At 72.7% G+C, this 20,222-nt stretch carries 19 protein-coding genes and 1 tRNA gene; 13 read left to right on the top strand and 7 right to left on the bottom strand.

Going from position 1 to position 20,222, the window contains the following annotated elements:
- Window positions 1-40: 40 nt before the first annotated feature.
- Window positions 41-406 (top strand): DUF6228 family protein, encoded by a 366-nt coding sequence (locus tag QSK10_RS29430; RefSeq protein ID WP_285666559.1) that lies wholly within the window; start codon window positions 41-43, stop codon window positions 404-406.
- Here the strand turns inward: QSK10_RS29430 and QSK10_RS29435 are convergent.
- Entirely contained in the window at window positions 403-1,209 is an 807-nt protein-coding gene (locus QSK10_RS29435) for an NmrA family NAD(P)-binding protein (RefSeq protein ID WP_285666561.1), read from the bottom strand. The two genes, QSK10_RS29430 and QSK10_RS29435, sit on opposite strands and share 4 nt — an antisense overlap.
- Window positions 1,210-1,290: 81 nt before the next feature.
- On the opposite strand from QSK10_RS29435, the gene QSK10_RS29440 reads away from it, so the two are divergent.
- From QSK10_RS29440 to QSK10_RS29455, 4 genes are all read left to right on the top strand, one after another.
- Window positions 1,291-1,689: a winged helix-turn-helix transcriptional regulator gene (locus QSK10_RS29440; RefSeq protein WP_285666562.1), complete on the top strand. Its 399-nt coding sequence runs from the start codon at window positions 1,291-1,293 to the stop codon at window positions 1,687-1,689.
- A gap of 68 nt (window positions 1,690-1,757) precedes the next feature.
- Window positions 1,758-2,492: a SecDF P1 head subdomain-containing protein gene (locus QSK10_RS29445; protein WP_285666566.1), complete on the top strand. Its 735-nt coding sequence runs from the start codon at window positions 1,758-1,760 to the stop codon at window positions 2,490-2,492.
- Window position 2,493: 1 nt separating this feature from the next.
- Window positions 2,494-3,297 carry a HEAT repeat domain-containing protein gene (locus QSK10_RS29450; protein ID WP_285666568.1) on the top strand — a complete coding sequence of 268 codons (804 nt, stop codon included), beginning with the start codon at window positions 2,494-2,496 and terminating at the stop codon, window positions 3,295-3,297.
- Between the two features lie 264 nt (window positions 3,298-3,561).
- Window positions 3,562-4,266, top strand: coding sequence for a hypothetical protein (locus tag QSK10_RS29455; protein WP_285666570.1), 705 nt, complete (start codon window positions 3,562-3,564; stop codon window positions 4,264-4,266).
- On the opposite strand, the gene QSK10_RS29460 is transcribed toward QSK10_RS29455, so the two are convergent.
- Window positions 4,253-4,501 (bottom strand): hypothetical protein, encoded by a 249-nt coding sequence (locus QSK10_RS29460; RefSeq protein WP_285666572.1) that lies wholly within the window; start codon window positions 4,499-4,501, stop codon window positions 4,253-4,255. The genes QSK10_RS29455 and QSK10_RS29460 overlap by 14 nt on opposite strands.
- A 174-nt stretch (window positions 4,502-4,675) precedes the next feature.
- Here QSK10_RS29460 and QSK10_RS29465 point away from each other — a divergent pair, with 174 nt between their 5' ends.
- From QSK10_RS29465 to QSK10_RS29500, 8 genes are all read left to right on the top strand, one after another.
- Window positions 4,676-4,807 (top strand): DLW-39 family protein, encoded by a 132-nt coding sequence (locus QSK10_RS29465; protein ID WP_285666574.1) that lies wholly within the window; start codon window positions 4,676-4,678, stop codon window positions 4,805-4,807.
- A gap of 16 nt (window positions 4,808-4,823) precedes the next feature.
- A tRNA-Ala gene (locus QSK10_RS29470) sits at window positions 4,824-4,896 on the top strand.
- Between the two features lie 185 nt (window positions 4,897-5,081).
- Window positions 5,082-5,339, top strand: coding sequence for a hypothetical protein (locus QSK10_RS29475; protein WP_285666576.1), 258 nt, complete (start codon window positions 5,082-5,084; stop codon window positions 5,337-5,339).
- A gap of 1,908 nt (window positions 5,340-7,247) precedes the next feature.
- Window positions 7,248-7,970, top strand: a complete 723-nt coding sequence (locus QSK10_RS29480) for a TetR/AcrR family transcriptional regulator (protein ID WP_285666578.1) — start codon at window positions 7,248-7,250, stop codon at window positions 7,968-7,970.
- A gap of 123 nt (window positions 7,971-8,093) precedes the next feature.
- On the top strand, window positions 8,094-8,387 hold the full coding sequence (locus tag QSK10_RS29485) for a hypothetical protein (protein WP_285666580.1): 294 nt from the start codon (window positions 8,094-8,096) through the stop codon (window positions 8,385-8,387).
- Window positions 8,387-8,962, top strand: a complete 576-nt coding sequence (locus tag QSK10_RS29490; RefSeq protein ID WP_285666582.1) for a hypothetical protein — start codon at window positions 8,387-8,389, stop codon at window positions 8,960-8,962. The genes QSK10_RS29485 and QSK10_RS29490 overlap by 1 nt, the downstream gene beginning before the upstream one ends.
- A gap of 17 nt (window positions 8,963-8,979) precedes the next feature.
- Window positions 8,980-9,303: a hypothetical protein gene (locus QSK10_RS29495; RefSeq protein ID WP_285666584.1), complete on the top strand. Its 324-nt coding sequence runs from the start codon at window positions 8,980-8,982 to the stop codon at window positions 9,301-9,303.
- Complete coding sequence (locus QSK10_RS29500) at window positions 9,300-11,507, top strand: hypothetical protein (protein ID WP_285666586.1); 2,208 nt, start codon at window positions 9,300-9,302, stop codon at window positions 11,505-11,507. Before QSK10_RS29495 ends, QSK10_RS29500 begins: the two co-directional genes overlap by 4 nt.
- On the opposite strand, the gene QSK10_RS29505 is transcribed toward QSK10_RS29500, so the two are convergent.
- From QSK10_RS29505 to QSK10_RS29525, 5 genes are read right to left on the bottom strand one after another with little or no spacing between them, the layout of a single operon-like run.
- On the bottom strand, window positions 11,488-15,732 hold the full coding sequence (locus QSK10_RS29505) for an FtsK/SpoIIIE domain-containing protein (RefSeq protein ID WP_285666589.1): 4,245 nt from the start codon (window positions 15,730-15,732) through the stop codon (window positions 11,488-11,490). The genes QSK10_RS29500 and QSK10_RS29505 overlap by 20 nt on opposite strands.
- 9 nt (window positions 15,733-15,741) lie before the next feature.
- Window positions 15,742-16,032 (bottom strand): WXG100 family type VII secretion target, encoded by a 291-nt coding sequence (locus QSK10_RS29510; RefSeq protein WP_285666591.1) that lies wholly within the window; start codon window positions 16,030-16,032, stop codon window positions 15,742-15,744.
- Between the two features lie 15 nt (window positions 16,033-16,047).
- A complete protein-coding gene (locus tag QSK10_RS29515) occupies window positions 16,048-16,356 on the bottom strand; it encodes a WXG100 family type VII secretion target (protein ID WP_285666593.1) in 309 nt (102 codons plus the stop codon).
- A gap of 46 nt (window positions 16,357-16,402) precedes the next feature.
- The gene (locus QSK10_RS29520) at window positions 16,403-16,732 is read right to left on the bottom strand and encodes a WXG100 family type VII secretion target (protein WP_285666595.1); all 330 of its coding nucleotides are present in this window, start codon (window positions 16,730-16,732) and stop codon (window positions 16,403-16,405) included.
- A gap of 10 nt (window positions 16,733-16,742) precedes the next feature.
- Window positions 16,743-20,123: a hypothetical protein gene (locus tag QSK10_RS29525; RefSeq protein WP_285666597.1), complete on the bottom strand. Its 3,381-nt coding sequence runs from the start codon at window positions 20,121-20,123 to the stop codon at window positions 16,743-16,745.
- Between the last annotated feature and the right edge of the window lie 99 nt (window positions 20,124-20,222).

The raw sequence follows: 20,222 nt of genomic DNA on the forward strand, positions 1-20,222 counted from the left end.
ACAGTTTCGCGCGAAGTCGGCCACCGTGCAGACTGTCGCGATGGACGAAGTGCGCATCGGGAACGCCATCAGGTTCTCCGGGCAGCCCGCCGCCGACTTCCTCATCCGGATCGAGACCGACGGCCTCTCCGTGCGCACGCCCTGCGTGCCGACACCCACCCTGGCCGCGTTCGTCCAGGGACTCGCCGACGACTTCCGCGGCTGGCCCGGCGAGCGCGCCTGGCGGGACGGGACCCTCGCGGTGACCGCCGTCCACCGCTCGCCCGGCCGCGTCGAGCTGACCTGGACGGTCGAGGACGGGCACTACGACGACCTCGAATGGTCCGTCACCGCCCACACCACCCACGACGCGGGCGAGGCCATGCTCTCCCTCGCCCGCGATCTCCGCGCGTTCTTCGCCCGCTAACTCCCCAGCGCCGCCGCCACGACCGGCCGGACCGGGCGCGGCTCGCGTCCCAGCAGCTCCGGCAGGTCCGACTCGCCGCGCGTCACCAGCCCGCCGGAGATCGCCGCGAAGATCGACACCGTGTGCCCCGACTGGTACCCCGGGAACCCGGCCAGCGACTCCCGCAGCGCCCCCAGCGACTCGCCGTCGCGCAGCCCAGGCAGCAGCGCGGCCAGGTCCTCCAGCCCGAGCTCCTCCACCCCGTCCAGCTCGTACACGCGCCCGGCGTGCGGCGCGGGGTCCACGGCGACGCGCGCGGCGGCCTCCGCGAGGTCCTCACGGGCCACCAGGGGCACGCGGCCGTCGCGGAGCGGCCCGGGCAGGACGCCCGACTCCAGCGCGGGCGCGGCGAGCCCGGCCAGCAGCTCGGCGTAGAGCGCGTTGCGCAGGACCGTCACCGCGAACGGCGCCCCGGCCAGCACCTTCTCGGTGTACCGGTGCGCCAGCGCGATGCTCATCGACGACGCCGAGCCGGTCAGGCTGGTGTAGATCACGTGCCGGACGCCCGCCCGCGCCGCCGCGTCGGCGACCGCCTTGTGCCGCGCGAACACGACGTCGTCCTCGGCGTAACCGGCCGAGACGAACACCAGGGTCGACACCCCCTCGAACGCCGCCGGCAGGGACGCGGGGTCGTCGAAGTCCACGCGGCGCGAAGGCCCGGGACCCGCCCACTCCCCGCGGGTGCCCGCGATGACGTCGTGCCCGGCGAGGGCCTTGACGATGAGCCCGCCGAGCGCGCCCGAGGCTCCGGTGACCAGGATCATGGGGGTGGTCCTTTCTTGAAGATCGTTCACTACATGGACCAGGATGGGCACTTGAACGCCCCGGCGTAAGGAGGCACTTCAATGTCGGTCGGGCACACCGCGGTAACCCCGCAGGCACACCTGGGTCCGTGTGGCGACGATGACTGCGGCGTCCGGGACGTCCTGGACCGCCTGGGCGACAAATGGACCGTCCTGGTGATCGTGGAGCTGTCCAAGGGCGTCCGGCGCTTCCGGGAGCTCCAGCGGGCCATCCCGGGCATCTCGCAGCGGATGCTGACGGTGACCACCCGCCGCCTCGCGCGCGACGGGATGATCAGCCGCACCGCCTACGCCACGATCCCCCCGCAGGTCGAGTACGCGCTCACCGACATCGGCCGCAGCTTCGCCCGGGCCGTCTTCGCGCTCTCCGACTGGTCCCGCGACCACAAGGACGTCATCGCCGAGGCCCGCGAACGCTGGGACGCCCGGAACACCGACTGACCTGGCGCGTGTCCCACCGGCTCGGTACCGTGCCAAAAGGGCACTGTGGACGCCGAGGGGGCACCCAGATGAAGTACCGAGTGACGCCGCTGCTGGCCGGGCTCGCGCTGGTCCTGACCGCCTGCGGCGCCCCGCCCGAGGCGCGCTTCCAGTGGCCCGAGGCCGTCCGCGACCCCGGCGCGCTGCAGTTCCGCGTCGTCGAGCAGACCGTCGAGGACGTCCCCGGCGAGACCCTGAAAGGCACCGCCACCACCCTGGACGCCGTGTGGGCGAAGGTCGGCCCGGACGCCGCCGCGCTCGCCCAGAGCCTCACCTACCCGGCCGTCGACCCGCAGTCCATGGGCGTCCTGGCGCCCTTCGCGCAGCTCTCGCCCGCCGAGATCGCGCTGCTGCCCGCCGCCGTCCAGTTCAACGTGCCCTACGTGAGCTGCGCCCAGCTCGACCACCGCGACGCCCAGCTGCCCGAGCAGGCGGCCGTGGCCTGCGACCAGAAGCAGAAATACCTCCTGGGGCCCGTCGCGATGAACGGCGGCGACCTCGCCGACGTCGCCGCGTCCTTCGCCACCAACGGCAACGGCTGGATCGTCACCCTCACCTTCAACACCGCCGGCACGCAACGATGGGCCGACCTGACCTCGCGGGCCGTCCAGAAGCAGGTCGCGATCATCCTCGGCGACCAGATCTTGACCGCACCCGTCATCCTTGAGGCCATGACCGGAGGCAACGCCGAGATCAGTGCCAACTTCAGCCAGGACCTCGCCGTCGGGCTCGCCGACCGCCTGCGCGACGCGGTGTGGAACTGACATGGCCCTGTTCGTGCACCTGACCGCGCGCGTCAACGCCGAGCGGATCCGCCGCGCCGGGCTGCGCGGGCCCGTCTACTGCTTCCCGGTGCTGCCCTCGTTCACGCTCACCTACCAGTGGACGCGCGAACTGGCCCGCTGGACGCCCCGGCGTGGCATGGTCGCGGTCCACCTGCGCGTCCCCGACGCCGAACCCGTCACCGTCGGCCGCTACAACGACACCCCCCGGCCCGCGACGGCGGCGGAGGCCGTCGCGCGCATCGCGGGCCTGTCCGAGGCGCGCGGCTGGGAGGTCGTCATCGACCGCAAGGTCGGCCCGCGCGAGATCCACGCCGTCCGCGACGTCCCCCAGGGCGTCGGCTGGCGCTACAAACCCGACGCGCACGGAGTCGCGCCGTGCGTGTGCTTCGGGTGCCGTCCACGCGGCACCTACGGCTCGCGGCGGCTGGTGGAGCGGCGTCCCCACCCCCTCGACGGCCCCGCACCGGCTCCCCGCGTCCTGCTGGAGCGGCTGGAGGCCGCCGGTGACTCCGCCGAGGACCTGCTGCCCGTCCTCGACTGGTACGCGGCCAAGCGCCGCGGGCCCGTCGAACGCGTCCGGCGGCTGGCGGAGCACCCCGACCCCCGCGTCCGCGAGTACCTGGCGTGGGCAGTGGGCTTCTGGCGCACGCCGGGCGCGGTGGAGCTGATCGAGCGGATGGCCTCCGATGAGGTCGACGGCGTCCGCGAGGCCGCCGAGTACATGCTCGAACGACGGGGACTCCGGCCGAAGGAAGGCGACCGGACGGAGGAGGACGCGGCCTGACCGCCTGGGGCGGGTGCCCGGCCCAGCCTCTACCACCGCCCGCCCCGGTCCGTCGCGGGCCCGATCCGGCGGTGTGGGCGCGTCCCCGGGCCATGATCGGCAGCGGCGGGGTCGCGGTCATCGCGGGCGTACGCCTGGCGGTGCGGGCCGAACTCTTCGCGTACGCGGCGTCCGCGCTGCTGCTCGCTGCGGGCATGCTGGCGGCGATGTTGGTGGCCGCAGCCGAACCTCCTCGCGGCCACGATGGCGCCCTGGGCGTTCTGGATGACCGCGGACGGGCTCGCCGGCCCCTATCGCGGCTGGAGCACCGTCGGGGTCTCGCTGATGGTGGCCCTGTACGCGGCGGCCATGACCCTGGCGGGGGTGTCCGGGCGCAACTGGGTGATCGGGTTCGGGTCACCGGCCGCCGTGCTCCCGCTGCCGCTCACCGCGATGTCCACCGACGAGCGCGTGCTCGACGAGGAGTCGTTCATCCTCTGCCGCGCGGTCGACGAGGACTCCCGGCGCGTCATCGGCGAGGTGGTGGCCCGCGGATGGCTGTGGCTGCCGCTGGTGGCCGTGGTGGGCGTCGTCGTGTGGCTGCACACGCGTGCCCCGTTCCCGAGGGTGCGTGACGAGCGCCCGGTGGCGTGGGCGGCCGGGCTGGTTACGGGCGGCGCGGCGGCGGCCGGGCTGACCGGCGTGCTGGCGGCGTACGCGTCGGCCTTCTGGACGCGCACGTGGCCCTCGGCCGACGCGTACTGGCCGCTCATGCTCGCCCTCGGCGCGTCCGTCACGGTCTTCCCGGCGCTCATGCCGGGCCTGCGCCCGGAGAAGCTCGCCGTGGCGATCCTCCCCGCGGCGTGTGCGGGGATCGCCGCCTTCGCGGGGGTCATGTTCGACCCCCGCACACACGTCGGGCTGCTCGCCGCGGCCGCCGGGGGCGTGATGCTCCTGGCGGGCCGCCGGCGCGGCGTCATTCGCCGATGACGTGCTCCGCCGCCTCTTCCGCCGAGCGCGGATCGGCCTCCTCGGCCTCGCGGCGGGCGTCCCCGGGACGCGTTTCCATCGGCATCCATTCGGTGATGCCTATCTCTCCGCCGTCGGGTTCGGCGCGGATCACCATGTCCTCGGGCGGGTCTTCGATGAAGCGCTCCCACTCGGAGGTGTCGGTCTCCTGCTCGTCGTCGCCCATGTCATCGGGGCCTCGGCCCATGTGGTTCATCGACGGTCTCCTCTCGCCTCCTGATCGTGCCGCGTCGGAGCGTCCCGCGTCATGGTTTCGCCCGAGGTGTCCACCGCCACCGGACCCCGTACGGCTGCGGAGGTTGCGCGCGGGCCGGAGGTATGCTTTACCGCGATTCAGCGGCAGCACGGATTCCTATAGGGGGACTTGCCGATGTGGAAGAAGCTTTTGCTGGTGGCGGGCGTTGTGGCCGTCGCCGCGATCGTGGTCAAGAAGGTCAGGGCCGCCGGCGAGGAGCGCGCGCTCTGGCACGAGGCGACCACGCCCGCCGAGGACGTTCGCTAACGCGCTTCGGCGCCATGGGGACTTAGCTCAGCTGGAAGAGCATCTGCTTTGCAAGCAGAGGGTCAGGGGTTCGAGTCCCCTAGTCTCCACTGATTGAAGAGGCCGGTGTCACCCCATCACGGGGTGGCACCGGCCTCTGCGCTCCTTGACGGGAAGCACATCACCCCAGCTCAGAGAGCTGTACGTCCTACAGAGAACGCCGTACAGAGTCCCCGGTGACACATGAAACCCTCTCCGGGGAGCCGCATGGATCGATTAGAACGAATGTGCGAAGATGCTCGCCGTGGAGAACGGTGAACGGCTCGATCGGCCCGACCCGGCACGCCGCCCCGTACGGGCCTGGCGGACGGTGAACGGCGAACACCTGGTGACCCTCGGCCGCCTTCGCGGCCACTGGTACGTCGAACACCGCGCCCGCTCCTGGCGCGCCCACCTGTTCCACGACCCCCGCCAAGCCGAGGTGACCGCCGACCTGTGGCGAGCGACCATCCCGGGCCACGCGTGGATCGAGCTGGAGCCGACCCGCGAGTAGCGAGAGGGTGGTCTGTGGCCCGCACCCGCGGCGGGTGGTTCGGGGCGCGCGCCCCGAGGTGTGAGGTCCGCCCGGGAGCCCGTGATCGCGGCGAGGTGCGATGTGGACGCCGTGCGGCGGTGAGATCGCCGCTCGGAGAAGGTGCGCGCCGGTGCGATGTGGCCGCCAGCATCCTGGACGCCTTACCTAAATGGCGTACAGAGTAGGCCGTGAAGAGTTCCCCGCCCGCCGCATTCGGTGTACGCCCTACTCTGTACGTCGATCAGGAGTGTAACCAGCGGAAACAGTGCTTCAACGCGCCACGACGGCGCGGCGCGGCCCCTGGCGACGGCGCGGCCCCGTAACCACGACGGCGCCGCCCCGTGCCCGCCACGGCGCGGCCCCGTGCTCACGACGGCGCCGCCCCGCAACCCTCACGGCGCGGCCTCGCACCCCGCACCCCAGGTCTCGTGACGGCGGCCCTGTGTCGATGACGGGGCGGCCCCGTAACTCTCGCGGCGCGGCCTCATGTCGACGACGAGGCGGCCCCGTAACCCTCATGGCGCGGCTCCGCGACCCGCGCCCCGGGCCTCGTGACGGCGCGGCCCCGCAACCCGCGCGGCGCGGCTCCGCGACCCGCGCCCCGGGCCTCGTGACGGCGCGGCCCCGCAACCCGCGCGGCGCGGCCCCGTGCTCCGCGCCCCGGGCTACGTGACGGCGTGACCCCACCCCCATGGCCGGTGGCGGGGCGGCTCGGTGGGTCCTGACGGGGCGGCCTCGTTGCCGCCACGGCGCGGCGCCGCAGCCACCGCGACGGGGCGCAGCGACTCATCACGGCGCGGCCCCGTGCTTCGCGGCGGTGCGGCGGCGCAGGCCTGGGTGCCCTGGCTCCGTGACGGGCCACGGCGTGACGCCGGTGCGCACGACGGCGCGACCGGGTGGGCATGGCCGGGGTGGTTCCACAGCTCGTGATGGCGGGCGGGGGCAGCCTCGTCGGCCTGGGCGGCCCGAGGTGAGGGCGCTGCGGTGCCCTGGAGATCGGGTGCGGCGTGGGGTGAGGGCGCTGCGGTGCCCTGGAGATCGGGTGCGGCGTGGGGGAGGCGCGGCGATGTGCGCGTGACGGGCCGGCGGCGTGGTGGCGTGTTGCCCTGACGGCGCGACGGGGCGGTGTGTCGGCGCCAGGTCGCGGCGCGGCTCCCCGAGGCCACCGCGGAGCCCTTTCGGGCGCCGCGCAGGCGTACGGGCCGCCCCGCTCGGTGCGGCGCTCGGCGGTGCGGGCCCACTCGGGGCGGCGTTCGACGCGACGCCGCACCGTGGCCACCCCAACGGCGCGGCCCGATGCGGTGCGTCCGAGGGTGCGCCCGACTGTGCGGCGCCGCTCGGCTCGGCGCCGGTCCCATGGCGGAGCCCGCACGTGCTGCCCCGTGGGGCGTCGCACTCAGTGGCGCGGCCCCGTCGGTGCCACGGCGCGCCTCCGCATGGCGTGGTGCGGCGCCGCCCGATGCGGTGCTCGACGGCGCGGCCGGCGCGCTGCGGTGCCGCGGTGCCGTGGGGTGGCGGCGCTGGTCCGGTGCGGCGCGGCCTTTTTTTGGGGGGGTCTCGGCGCGGCGCCGTCGGGTTCACGGGGCCGCGCCGTCGCCGCGACGGGGCGGCCCCGTACGCCTGCGCGGCGCGGGAAAGGGCTCCGAATTCTGTACGGCGTGCAGGATTTCTCGGGTGGGTTTTCGGGCGTGGGGTGAATCTTGTACGTCGTACAGGATCGCCGATTCGGTGCTGGAGACCGCGCCCCGTCGGCCCCGGCGGCCTCGGCTGGTCCCAGCAGGAGCCGCCCGCCCCGGTCGCGGAGTGGCAGGTCGGGCCGGGCGTGGTCCGCCACTCCGCCGGATCACGATCCGTCGCCTCGACCTCACGCGGCTCTACCATGTCCCGGTGGAACAAGCCGAACTCCGCAAGGCCGTCGACCTCCTCTGGGGTGACGTCACTCCGCGTCAGCGGAGGGGGCCGCGGCAGCGCATCGCGCTCGCGGATGTGGTGCGGGCGGGGGTGGCCGTCGCGGAGCGGGACGGGTGGACCGCGCTCTCGATGCAGCGGGTGGCGGAGGAGGCGGGCGTTACCGCGAACGCGCTGTACACGTACGTCCCCAGCAAGGCGGTGCTGGTGCAGCTGCTGGCGGACGCGGTGACGCCGGCGGAGCCGCCGCTCGTGCAGGGCGACGCCACGCTCGGGGAGCGGCTGGAGGTGTGGGCGCTGGCGATGTGGGACGTGCTGATGGCCCACCCGTGGCTGCTCAAGGCGCCGGCGCCGATTCCGCCGGTGGGACCCAATCAGCTCCGGTGGTTCCAGGCGCTGCTGTCGACGCTGCGGGACTCCGGGCTCGCGGCGGGCGAGGTGCTGTCGCTGGGCATGTTCGTCCTCGCCTCGGTGCGGGGGCAGGCGGCGGTGGCCGTGGAGCAGCACGCGCCGGGAGTGCGGGGGTACCTGGACGTGGCGGGGACGGTCGTGACGCACGCGCGGCTGCCGGTCATGTACGAGCTGTTCCTGGAGATGTTCGCGGGGAACCCGCGCCAGGGGTGGAGCGGCTCGCAGGACCTCACCTTCGGGCTGCGGACGATGGTCGCGGGCGTGCACGCCTACGTGGCCGCCCGGACCTGAGCCGGGCCGCGACGGGCGGGACGGGCGAGGCGGGCAGGGCGGGCCGGCCGGCGTGACCCGTCTCAAGTGAACCCCCCACCCCCCACGCGCGTACTCCTCCCAGAACCGGAGACGGAGGACGCCATGGCCGTGCGCTTCGACCTGCAGGACTACAAGGACCTGCAAGACCTGCTCACCCGCGTGCGGGACCGCTTCGGCACGCTCGACGAGCGGGGCCTGAGCTCCGACATCGCCGCCTCGGGTGTCATCTCGGGCAGTCTGAGCCACTTCAACCACAAGTGGAAGGACGGCCACTACCAGACGAAGAAGAACATCAAGACCACGCTGGAAGCGCTGAAGTACATCATCGAGTCCTTCGAGGGCACCGACAAGCAGCTCCAGGACGCCCTCCGCGACGCGCTGAGCGAGAAGAAGTAGTGCCCGCGCCCTTCGTCCGGGACGCGCCCACCGGCTTCCGGCTGACCGTCCCGCGCGACTGGACGGAGTTCGACCTGACCGGCGAGCAGCTGTCCGCGCTGCGCCGGAGCCTGAAGGACCGCGTCCCGCCGGGCTCGCGGCACTCCGCCGACCAGCTGATGAAGAAGCTGGCGGCGATGGGCGACCACGCGCGCACGCACGGCGCGAAGTTCGCCGCCGGGACCGCCGCCGTCTACGACGACGGGTTGTTCCTGGCGCAGACGATGGTGTTCTCGCTGCGCCCGCCGGGTGGGGACGCGCGGTCGCTGCTGAGCGGCCTCACGTCGAAACCGGGGCGTGAGCTGGGCACGCTCGACATCGAGGACGTGGGCGTCGTCCCGCGCGTGCGGGGCACCGAGGACATCGCGGTGGGGGACGACGCGAAGGTCCGCGCGGTGGTCACGCACACGTTCATCCCGGTGCCCGACGCCGACAATGTGCTGGTGGTCAGCTGCGCGAGCCCGAACCTGCCGCACAAGGACGCGCTGCTCACGCTGTTCGAGACCATCACCGCCACCTTCCGCTGGGAGCGGTGAAGCGGCATCATCGAAGGATGAAGGGGTGGGTCGCCGCCGGGGGCGGATTAGTGCTGGTCGGCCTGGGCGTGTTCCTCGCGGCGCAGGGCTTCGACAGGGCGGTGGGCTGGGCGGGCGTGCTGAGCCTGTTCGTGGGCGTGGCCGCGCTGGTGGCGGCGGTGCTGCCGCTGCTGGGACCGCGTCAGTCCGTCGAGGGGACGGCCGGGCGCGACATCAACCAGGTCGGCAGGGTGAAGAACTTCTCGACCGGCAAGGGCGCGCCGCGCAAAGGTGCGACCGCCGGGCGTGACATCAACCGCGTCGAGGAGGCCGGGGACTTCCGTACGGGCGACGACCGGTGAGGGCCCGCCAGCTCCTCCAGGGCGTGTACGCCGGGCGCGACATCAACCAGATCCTGCGCGCCGACCACGTCACCTTCGCCGTCGAGCGCGAGGCCTACCGCTGCGGACCGTGGCCGCTCCCGCCCGCCACCGGCGGTGTCCGGCCCAGTGAGCTGCTGGACGCCGCCAACGAGGTCGTGCCCTTCGACGAGCCCCGGCGGCGAGCGGACCTGGCGCGGCTGCGCGCGTGGCGCGACGGTGACGACGTCCCGGGCGTGTCGGTGCTGCTCCTGCACGGGCCCGGTGGGCAGGGCAAGACCCGGCTGGCCGCGCATTTCGCGCGGGAGAGCCGCGAGTGGCTCTGCCTCCACGCCCGGCAGGGCAGCCAGAAGGGGCGGATCCGGCGCACCGCCCCGGTCGCCCCGGAGGACTTCCGGGGGCTGCTGCTCGTCGTCGACTACTCCGAGCGCTGGTCCACCGAGGACCTGGCGACCCTCGTCGACGACCACCTCGCCACCGAGGTCCCGGTGCGGATGCTGTTCCTCTCGCGCCCGGACGGCTGGCTGCCCGAGCACGAGCTGCGCCGGCAGGGCGTGACGGTGGAGAGCCACGAGCTGGAGCCCCTCGCCGACACGCCCGAGGACCGGCGGCGCGTGTTCGCCGACGCGTGCGCGGCCTTCGCGGCGCGGCTGGGCGTCCCGGAGCCGGCCGGGGACGCGCCCGAGCTCGACGGCGACCGCTTCGCCGAGGTCCTCACCGTCCACATGGCGGCCCTGGCGGCCGTGCACGGGGAACCGCGGGGGCTCTCGATGTTCCTCCTCGACCGCGAGAAGGACGCCTGGAAACAGAGTCTGGCGTCCGGGGACTTCAGCACGCCACCGGCGGTGATGGAGAGGGCGGTCTGCCTGGCGACGCTGGCCGGGCCGATGAGCGCCGGGGAGGCCGGGCGGCTCCTGGCCGCCGCCGGCGTCCACGACCCCACGGCGGTGCTGCGCGACCACGGTTTCCTCTACCCGGGCGGGGACGCCTCGCGCGTCCTGTGGCCGCTGCTGCCCGACCGGCTCGGGGAGGACTTCCTCGCGCTGCTGCTGCCCGGCGAGGGCGTCAAGGGGAGGCCCTGGACCGCACAGGTCGTGGAGGCGATCCTCGCCGATCCCGCCACGGTCCGCCATGCGCTCACCGTGCTCATCGAGGTCGCGGCACGATGGCGGCATTGCGCGACCGGTCTGCTGTACCCGCTCCTGGCCGCCGAGCCCGAACTCGTGCTGACGGTGGACGCCCCGGTGGCGCTCCGCCTGGTGTCGCACACCCACGATGAGGCGCCGCCCCTGTTCGCCTCGCTGCTCCAGGTGCTCCCGCACTTCGATCTCCGCTTCGAGGCAGTCGAGTTCGCGCTGCTCGCCAGGCTGGTGGGGAGCCCCTGGCTGTCGCGCCAGCCGCCCAGTGCCAAAGCCGCCGCGCACATGATGTTCGCGAGTGTCCTGACCGGCACCGGCCGGGCGGACGAGGCCGCCGGGCACGCCCGCGTCGCCGTGAAGAACCTCCGGGAGGCGTGGGAGCGGGAACCCACCGAGCATGTGCGCCTTCTGCTCCACCGGGCTCTCGCCTTCTACGCGGTGATCGTGTCCCGCACCGACCGGGCGGCGGCCATGGCGCTCTCGGCCGAGGCGGAGGCCGTCCACACCATGGGCGACGACCCGGACGACCTGGACGCGCTGCGCTGGCGGGCGCGGATCCTCAAGGAGACCGGCGCCGAGGAGGAGGCCATCGCGCTGAGCGGGGAGGTACTGCGCGGGTACGCCGCGCGGGACGAGCGGGAAGGGAACGGCCCGGGCGTCACGTACATGCGGCACGCGATCGTCCACGCGGGTGAGCTCATGTTGCTCGGGCGCCCGGAGGAGGCCAGAGAGCTGGCGCTGCGGGTGATGCGAGAGGCACCCGGGATGGCCGACGGCCCCGGGGTGTTCCTGTCCGTGCTCGCCGACGCGATCTTCCTGGTGACCATGATGGACATGGACATCGGGGACCGGCGGGCCGCCGAGGCGAATCTGGCGTCGCTCGCCGCCACCCTGCGGGCCATGGAGAAGCTGCATCCCTCGGAGGACCCGGCCATGGCGTGGCACGCGAGGCCCGGGCTGCGGGAGGCCGTCGAGGACGGCCAGGTGGTCGTCGCGTTCACGTCCGAGGGCATCACGCTCGCGCTCGCTAGCTCACCGGAACCCTGACCGTCACCAGCCTCCCGTCCCCAAGGTGCACGTGCCCCTTCCCCGGGATCACCCTCGGCCCCACCACCCCGTGCGGCACGCGGATCCCCACCACCTCGCCGTCCGACTGCGCCTGCGGCGACAGCACCATCCCCTGCCGGTTCCGCCGCATGTCCACCTGCCAGCCGTGGAAGGACCCCAGCAGCGCCTCCGTCGTCCCGCCCGCGATGAGCGCCCAGCCCTGGCCCGCGCCGCCCTTGGCGATGCGCTGGAGATCGGCGCCGACATCGGCGTGCAGCAACAGGTCCGCGTCGTCCACGATCACCACGCCCGTCGGCGCGGTCATCCGCGCCAGCGGCGCCCGGAACTCCTCCACCGGGGGGTTCGGCCCGTCCAGGACGCCGACGACGTTCTCGTGGGAGAGCGACCGCAGCGGCGACGGACGCGGCGTCACCAGCAGCAGCTGCGCGCCCTGCGCCAGCAGGGAACGAGCCGCCACCAGCAGCGCGCCCGAACGTCCCGAGCGCGGCGGTCCGGCGACCATGAACGTCGGCGTCACCGACAGGTCCGCGCCGACCGCCGACAGCGAGTCGCCGCCGATCCCGGCCAGGGCGTAGAGCCCGTTGCGAGAACCCTGCGGCACGTAGTCCCAGGCCGCGTCGAAGGACAGCACGTCCGGCAGGGCGTCCACCGCCCACGGGCGCACCGACGGGACGCCGTGCCGGGACGCCAGCTCGCGCAGGGCCGCGCCCTGCGCCGGGCCTGAGGCGTCCCCGGTGAGCAGCGCGAGCTGGATCTCGGCGTGGTCGGCGACGCGGATCGCGCGGCCGGGCGGCATGTCGAGGGGGACGCGCTTGCCCTGCAACCCGGCCGTCACGTAATCGCCGCGGTCGTACTGGTGCAGGACGAGGCGATCCGGTGTGGTGGCGGAGAAGCGGGCCGCGGACAGCGACCGGTCACCGGAGATGACGATGTGCACGCCGACGCTGGCGCCCTCGCGCAGCAGGTCCAGCACCGTCTCCACGGGCTCGCCGTGGTTGAAGCCGGCGAAGGTCTGCAGGAACATCTCCCAGCGGTCGATGAACACCACCAGATGCGCCGGCGCCGAAGGCAGCTCCGACAGGTGGGCGGCGCCGGCGCGGGCCATCAGCTTCTGGCGCTCGCCGACCTCGGTGGTCAGGCGCTCCAGGAGGCGCACGACGCGGTCGGTCTCGGTGCGCTGGGCGATGGCGCCGGTGTGCGGGAGGGCGGTCAGTTCGAGCAGTCCGCCGTTGCCGCAGTCGATCCCGTGGAACTGGACGGCCGAGGGCGGCAGCGCCGCCAGCGCGCCCGCGAGGGTGCGCAGGGCCTGGGTGCGGCCGGATCCGGGCGAGCCGACCAGGTGCAGGTGCCCGTCGCGGTCCAGGTCGAACCACAGTGGACGCTGCTCCTGCTCGGCGGGCAGGTCGATGAGGCCGTAGGCGACCCGGCGGCCCTCGGGCGCGGGCAGGGACGCCAGGGTGAGCCCGGTGGCCAGCGGCGGCAGCCACGGCCGGAACGGTGCCTCATAAGAGGACGCGGCCGCGGTGATCGCCTCCACGAGGGCCTTCAGGTCGGTCTCGGCCATCAGCTCGCGCTCGTCGAAGGCGACCTTCACCGAGGCGCCCAGGTCGCGCCAGGTCAGGGCGCGGACGACGGGCGCGCCCGTGGCGACCGAGGATGTGGCGGCCGGGCGGCGTCCGCCGACGCGGGCGGTCTGGAAGGGCAGCAGCGAGGACGAGTCGAGGCGGGCGTAGCCGCGCCCGGCCTGGGAGGGCCCGATCGCGGCGGCGTCGGGGGCGTCGATGACGTCCCGGGAGTCGGCGGGATCGGTGACGCGCAAGGCGATCCGCAGGTTGGTGTTGGCGCGGATGTCGCCGGTGACGACCCCGGCCGGTCGCTGGGTGGCCAGCAGCAGGTGGATGCCGAGGGACCGGCCGCGCTGGGCGAGGTTGACCAGGCCGGACACGAAGTCGGGCAGCTGGCGGGCGAGGGTGCCGAACTCGTCGATGACCAGCAGCAGCCGGGGCAGGGGTGGATCGGACTCGCCGCGTTTGCGCCGGTAGTCGGGCAGGTCCTTGGCCGCGACGGTGGCCAGGACGTGCTCGCGGCGGGTCAGTTCGGCGCCCAGGGACGACAGGGCGCGGGTCGCCTCGAACTGGTGCAGGTCGGTGACCATGCCGACGGTGTGCGGCAGCGCGGCCGCCTCGGCGAAGGCCGAGCCTCCCTTGTAGTCGACCAGCACGAAGTTCAGCTCGTCGGGCCGGTTGGCCACCGCCAGGGACGCCACGATCGTCTGCAGCAGCTCGGACTTGCCCGAGCCGGTGGTGCCCGCGATCAGCCCGTGCGGGCCGTCGCGGTCGAGGTCGATGGCGAAGTCGCCGTCCATGGTGGCGCCGATGACCGCGCGGGTCGTGCCGCCGCCGGACAGCGCCCAGCGGGCATTCACGCCGTCCACAGTGGGCGGTTCGAGGGACAGCAGGTCCAGCAGCCGCACCGAACCCGGCAGCACGTCCTCCTCGTCGCCGCCGGTGTCGCGGACGGGCGCCAGGGCCCGGGCGAAACGGTCGAACCAGCCCGGCGCGGGCTCGTCGGCCAGCACGCCGGTGATGGTGTCCACCTTCATCCGCCGCACCTCCAGCCCGTCGCGACCGGCGATGACCACCGCGGTGGCCTCCTCCGGCAGCTCCCGGACGGCGGTGTCGACGCACAGGAAGTGCACGCCCACCGCCGGGCCCGAACGCAGCAGGTCGATGACGCCGGGCAGCGCGCGCAGGCGGCGGGCGCCGTCCAGCACGACCAGGACCTCCGGCTCCCCGGGCGGCGCGCCGCGCTGCCCCCGCTGCTGGACGAGCGCGCCCAGCTCCGAGACGCGGCGGCCCAGGCTCTCGGCGTCCGAACCGATCCGGGTCAGCCCGAAGCCGGGCCGGTCGTGGCGCACGTGCGGCAGGTGGGACGCCCAGGACCAGCGCTTCTCGCCGCCCTGCCCGGCCAGCAGGTAGATCTGGAGGTCCGTCGGCGAATGCCACGCGGCGGCCTGCGCCACCAGCCAGCTCGCCAGCTCGTCCACGTACTCCCCGGCCAGGCCCACCACGCCGTGCTCGCGGACCGGCAGCGCGACGGGGACGTCGGGGATGCGCCAGGTGACCTTGCGCCGGTGCTCGTCGCGGGTCGGGTCCTCCAGGACCACCTCCGAGGGCAGCTCGGCCAGGCCCACCCGCAGCGACAGGAAGTCGGGATCGCGGCGGCGGCGCTCCCACAACCGTCCATAAGGGCCGGTCGCGGTGCGCAGGACCGCCGCCGGGTCCGGATGCGCCGCCCGGCGCGCGGCCCGCTCGGCGCGCAGCGCGAGGGTGGCGTCGTCCTCGATGCGGCGCTTGGTCTCCTCGTACTTGCGTTGCTGCTGCTTGAACCGCTTCCAGCCCTGCCGGTTCTGCAGCAGCATGTTCCCCAGCATCGCCACCGGCCCCAGCAGCGCCAGGAACAGGAACTGGTAGTTCTTCGTCACGCCCACCATCGCCACCGAACCCACCAGCGGCACCAGCAGCATGGGCAGCATCGGCAGCGCGCCCCGGCCCTCGGGCGCCGTCGGCGGCGACGGAAGCCGGAACCGGGTGGTCCGGTCCGGCGGATGCAGCCGCGGCGGACGGTTGAAGTCCAGCCCGAAGCCGTCCTCCGAGGGCCGCACGGCGGCGTCCGGCGCCGGCAGCGGCGCCACCTCCAGCCGGTGATCGCCACCCAGGTTCAGCGGTGTGGCATAAGGCCACTTCGTCCACTCGTCCGTCTTCAGTGGACGCTCGTCGAGCGAGGCCTCCGCGCTCACCCGCACCGCGCACTCGCCCGAGCGGTCGATGCGCAGCCGGAACTCCGGCACCGGCAGCGGGACGTGCACGCCCGGCGCGTCCCCCGCCCGGTACTCGCCCGGCCGCAGCCGGTGCGCCAGCCCGGCGCCCGGCCCGCACGTCACCGCCAGCTCCACCGTCCCCGGCCGCCGCGGCTCGGCGCGCACCGGCGCGCCCAGCCCGACACGCATCCCGTCCCGCAGCCCCGCCTCACTCCACGGGACGTCGGGCAGCGCGGGCAGATCGCCCACGAACAGGGCGGTGTGGGCCGAGCCCGCCGCGTCGGCCAGTCCCGCCGCCACCGAGGCGACGGTGGCGGCGGGATCGGCCTCGACGAGGGCCTCGGTCTCGGTGTCCGAGGAGCGGACGGTCAGGCGCAGGAGCAAGGAAGGTCCTTAGAAGTTCTTGGCCAGCTCGGTGTCGGTGCCCTCGAAGGCGGTGCCCACGGCCTTCACGTACTGGCTGATGCCGTCCAGGCCCTCCAGGACCTTCTGGACGCCCTGGTGGAACTCGGCGAAGTAGGGCCCGAACTTCTGCTCGGCGGCCGGGGTCTTGTACCCGTTGGCGATGAGGGCGTCCACATCGGACTTGGCCATGTTGATGGTGTTGACCAGGTCGTGGAACTTCGACTGCAGCGACGCCGAGGTGGACTCGGTCTCGGCGGAGTCGATGTAGAACTCGGGCATGATGCTTTCCCTTTCCTAGGATTTCTTGTCGAAGGCGGTGCCGAGATTGGCGTCGAGCTCGCCGAAGGCGTCCACGACGATCTTGAGGTACTCCGCGATGCCGGTGAGGCCGTCGATGGTCTGGGCGGCGCCGTCGGCGAAGCGGGTGAAGAAGGGGGAGAACTTCTCGCGCGCGGCGGGCGTGGTGTAGCCGTGCTCGATGAGCGAGGCGACCTCACCGCGCGCGTCGTTGATCTGGGCGATCATGTGCTCGTGGCGGGCCAGGAGCTGCCGGGCCTTGGCGCCGACCTCGCCGCCGATGATGTGGTAGACCGGGCCGGCCATCAGTCCTCCTTCACGGTCGGGGGTACGGGCGCGGTGATCGTTCGGTTCACTTCTTGTCACCGTCCAGGGCGCCGCCGAGGTCGTCGTCGGCCTCCTTGAAGTACTTCACGACCGCGTCCAGGTACTCCCCGATGCCGCCGACGGCGTTGGTCATCTCGGTGGCGCCCTTCATGAAGGTCTCCACCATCGGCAGGAACTCCGCCTCGGCCGAGGGCGTGCGGTAGCCGCCCTGCTTGCAGAGGTGGTCGATGGAGCGGCGGACCTCGCCGAGCTGGTCGGTCATGGCCTGCATCCGCTGGCGCATCAGGTTCGCGGTGGCGTCGACCTGCGCGGAGTCGACGAACAGCGTGATGTCCTTGACGTCGTAGTTGGGCATCCGCAGACTCCTAGGGCCGCAGGGACTTGAGGTGGAGGATGAAGTCCTTGACCGGCGGGAAGGTCGCGTACCCGGGGGTGTCCTTCAGGTCCAGCTCGATGTGCTTGCCGTAACCGGCGTCGAGGGTCTTCGAGCCCGCCTTCCACACCCACTCGTCCAGGCCGTCCTTGGGGAACATGCCCCGGTTGCCGATCTGGCTCTCGGAGAAGCCGCGCGCCCAGCCGTGCCCGACGGAGGCGAAGGCGCGGCCGAGGGTCTGGCCGACGTCGCCGCCCTGGCTGATGGTGTAACCGGCCTTGGCCGCGTTGGACAGCACGCCCTTGACGACCCCGGCGAGGCTCTCGTAGAGCCATTCCTTCTCCCCGCGCGGGCCGCCCCAGGAGGAATCCCAGTCGTGCCACGGGCTGCGGTGGTTCGGCTGCTCGGAGACCTCGCCCCAGCGGTTGACGGAGGTCACCCACCCGTCGGTGCCGTTCTTGGTCTCGATGGACCCGTCGTTGTCCAGCCGGGTGGTCCAGCCGCCGCCGTCGGTGCGGACCTCGTTGTCCTTGAAGTTGATGGTGGACGTCACGTCGCCGGTCTTCGTCACGACGGTGCCCTGCGGATCGGCGGTGATCTTGTTGCCGCCCGCGTCGACGGTGAGGTTCCCCGACTTGTCGAGGGTGATGGTGCCGCCGTCGACGTTCCACGTCTTGGTGCCGTTGGGCGCGACGGCGTCGGGGGCGAGTTTGTCGCCGCGCAGGTCGGTGACGTGCACGTCGACGTCCTTGAGCCCGACCCGGAAGGTCGGCGGGTCGATCTTCACCTTGACGTTCTGGCCGGGCCCGAAGTGGATGTTCGTGGTCTCCTTGCCGTCCCCGAACGGGTTCCAGGTGGAGGGCCGCTCGACCCGGACGCCGCCACCGCCCTCGATGGTCACCGCCCCGTGGCCGCCGTTGGGGGTGTGCGAGATCCGCTGCCCGCCCTGGCTGTAGTTGGAGCCGTGCCCGTCGCCCCCGCGGACGTGGGTGACCACCGGTCCCGGATTGGGGTTCCCGTTGGGTTTGGACGGCCCGCCCGGGTTGACGGTGACGGTGTCGCCGTCGCGGGTGACGTGCGTCCCGCGCGGGGTGTCGGCGGTGTAGTTCCCCTGCTGGCCATGCGAGTTCCAGTCCCCGGCGCGTCCATTGTGGAGCTCGGCGACCTTGCCGTTCGGGGTGACCGTGGTGGTCCAGTTGGTCGCGGTGTTCTCGATGGTGACCGTGCCGTCGTTCTTCACGAAGACGCTGTGGCCGTCGAGGTTGAGGGTCGTGCCGCCGTTCCCGCGGGTCACGTTGACGCCCGGGTGGTCATTGGGCGCGGTGAACGTCCCGTCGCCGCCGAGGTGGTAGGTGGCGCCGTTGATCGTGACGTCGGTGGTGCCCGCGCCGAAGTTCCGGTCGACCCCGATGCCGTCCAGGCTCAGGTTCGTCGCCCCGTCGGTGTGGACGACCGTCGCGCCGGTCTTGGTGCTGGTGGTGAAGCTGGTCCCGGTCCCGTCCTTGTGCAGCGTCTGGACGCCGTTGGTGTCGACGGTCATCGAGTCGGGCCGGATGGAGATCTCACTGTTGCCGTCGATGGCGGTGATCGAGTCGTGGCCGACGTTGACGCCGTGCCCGTCGGGGGTGAGCACGGTGGCCTCGTTGTTGCCGAGGTGGACGGTCGTCCCGTCGTTGCTGAACTCGGTGATGCCGCCGCCGACCTCGATCCGCTGCCCGTCGGGGGAGACCACTGAGACGTGCCCGTTGCCGCCGCTGACCTGGAATCCGCCGATGTTCTGGGGCGTGTGGGTGAGGGGGACCGGGCCGCCGCCGGGCAGATGGACGCCGCCGGAGTCGATCGAGATGATGCTGCCGCCGAGCCCGATCGTGGTCAGATTCGGCGTCGTGGACAGGTTCAGGGCGCCGTGCTCGCCGACGCTGCGGATCGAGGTCGGGGTGACGTTCAGGAATCCGCCGGTGTTGTCCAGGCCCTTGCTGAAGGACGTGGAGCCGGGCATCGAGGCGATGCCGGTGAACCCGTCCACCTTGACGGTGGGGATGCCGCCGGTGTTGAACGTGCCGGAGACGCCGCCGATCTTGAGGTTGAGGCCGCCGTCGGGCATCGTGATGGACCCGTGCCCGCTCAGGTTGATGCTGGGCGGCGGGACGTCCATCTTCACCGTGAAGCCGGTTTTGAAGGCGCTCTTGACGTCGGCGCCGAACTTGCCCCAGTTGTCGAACTTGACCACCGAGTTCTTCAGGTCCACGCCGAGCTTGGTGCCCGCCAGGCCACCGGCGGCGAAGCCGGTGCCGCCGCCGATACCGGCGCCGATCGCCACCGACTTCCAGTCGATGGGCTTGCCCGTCGACCACGCCGAGAGCGCCCCGGCGATGAACTCGACGGTGAAGTCCTGGGCGCCGTTGTAGAGGACGCGCCCGCCGAAGGCCAGGTAGGGGCTCATCTTCGGGTTGACGGTGATCCCGGACTTGATCTTGGTGACCACCTCGCGGGTCTTGTTCAGCGCGGTCACCGCGATCTTGCCGATGCCGTTCTTGACGGCCAGGATCCCGTCGGCGATGCCGCCGCCGATCTTGCCGGTCAGCCGCAGCCCGGTGAGCATCCCCTTGGCGAGCGGCATCATGGCCTTGAGGCCCGAGCGCAGGAAGCCGAGGATCTTCCCGCCGGGTATGAAGCCGATGAAACTGAAGAAGAGGTCGACGAAGTTCCATTCGCCGGTGACGGCCATCTTCACGATCTGCACGGCGGTGAGGAATCCGGCCAGCAGCAGGCCCGCCACCGGGCAGAAGATCATCAGGACGGCCGACAGCAGCCCCAGCAGGATCTCGGCGAGCGGGTTGTCCTGGAACCAGTCGGCCAGCTTCTGCCAGAAGTTGCGTTCCGGGATCGCCTTCTCGGCGGCGGTGTCCAGGGCCGCGCGGCAGGTCTTCGCGTGGGTTTCCAGGGCGTCCTTGCTGCCCTGGAGATCGCTGGTGGCCGCGCTGAGGGCCGCCGCGAGGGAGGTGTTCTGCGGGTCGCCGCTCGCGCCGCTCTCGGCCGTGGTGAGCGCGGTCTGCTTGCGCTGGATCTCCGGCAGGATGGCGCGCAGGTTGGGGACGTAGACGTCCAGCGCGCCGGCCGCCTCGTTGTAGGAGTCGCGGGCCTTGCCGAGCTGGTCGGGCAGGTTCTTCAGCAGCTTCTTGAGCTTCTCCAGGGTCTCGCTCTGCCCGCTGACGATGCCGTCGGCGCCCATGAGCAGCGTGTAGGCGTCCCCGGCGTCCTTGCCGACCGAGTGGTACTCGGTGGCGACCTTGGCGATCCGGTCGGGATCACCGGCCTCGTAGTCGGGGACGTCGTAGCCGCCACCCCCGTAACTGTCGTCGCGCTTGGGCACCGCCGCTCCTCACCTTGATCCGCCGCGCATGGGTACGCGCGTGATCGGAGAAAGGTTCACGGGGTTGAACCGTGAACCCCGGTGGCGCGTATCCGTGGA

The sequence above is a fragment of the Actinorhabdospora filicis genome (assembly GCF_030269765.1).
Classification (GTDB): Bacteria; Actinomycetota; Actinomycetes; order Mycobacteriales; family Micromonosporaceae; genus Actinorhabdospora; species Actinorhabdospora filicis.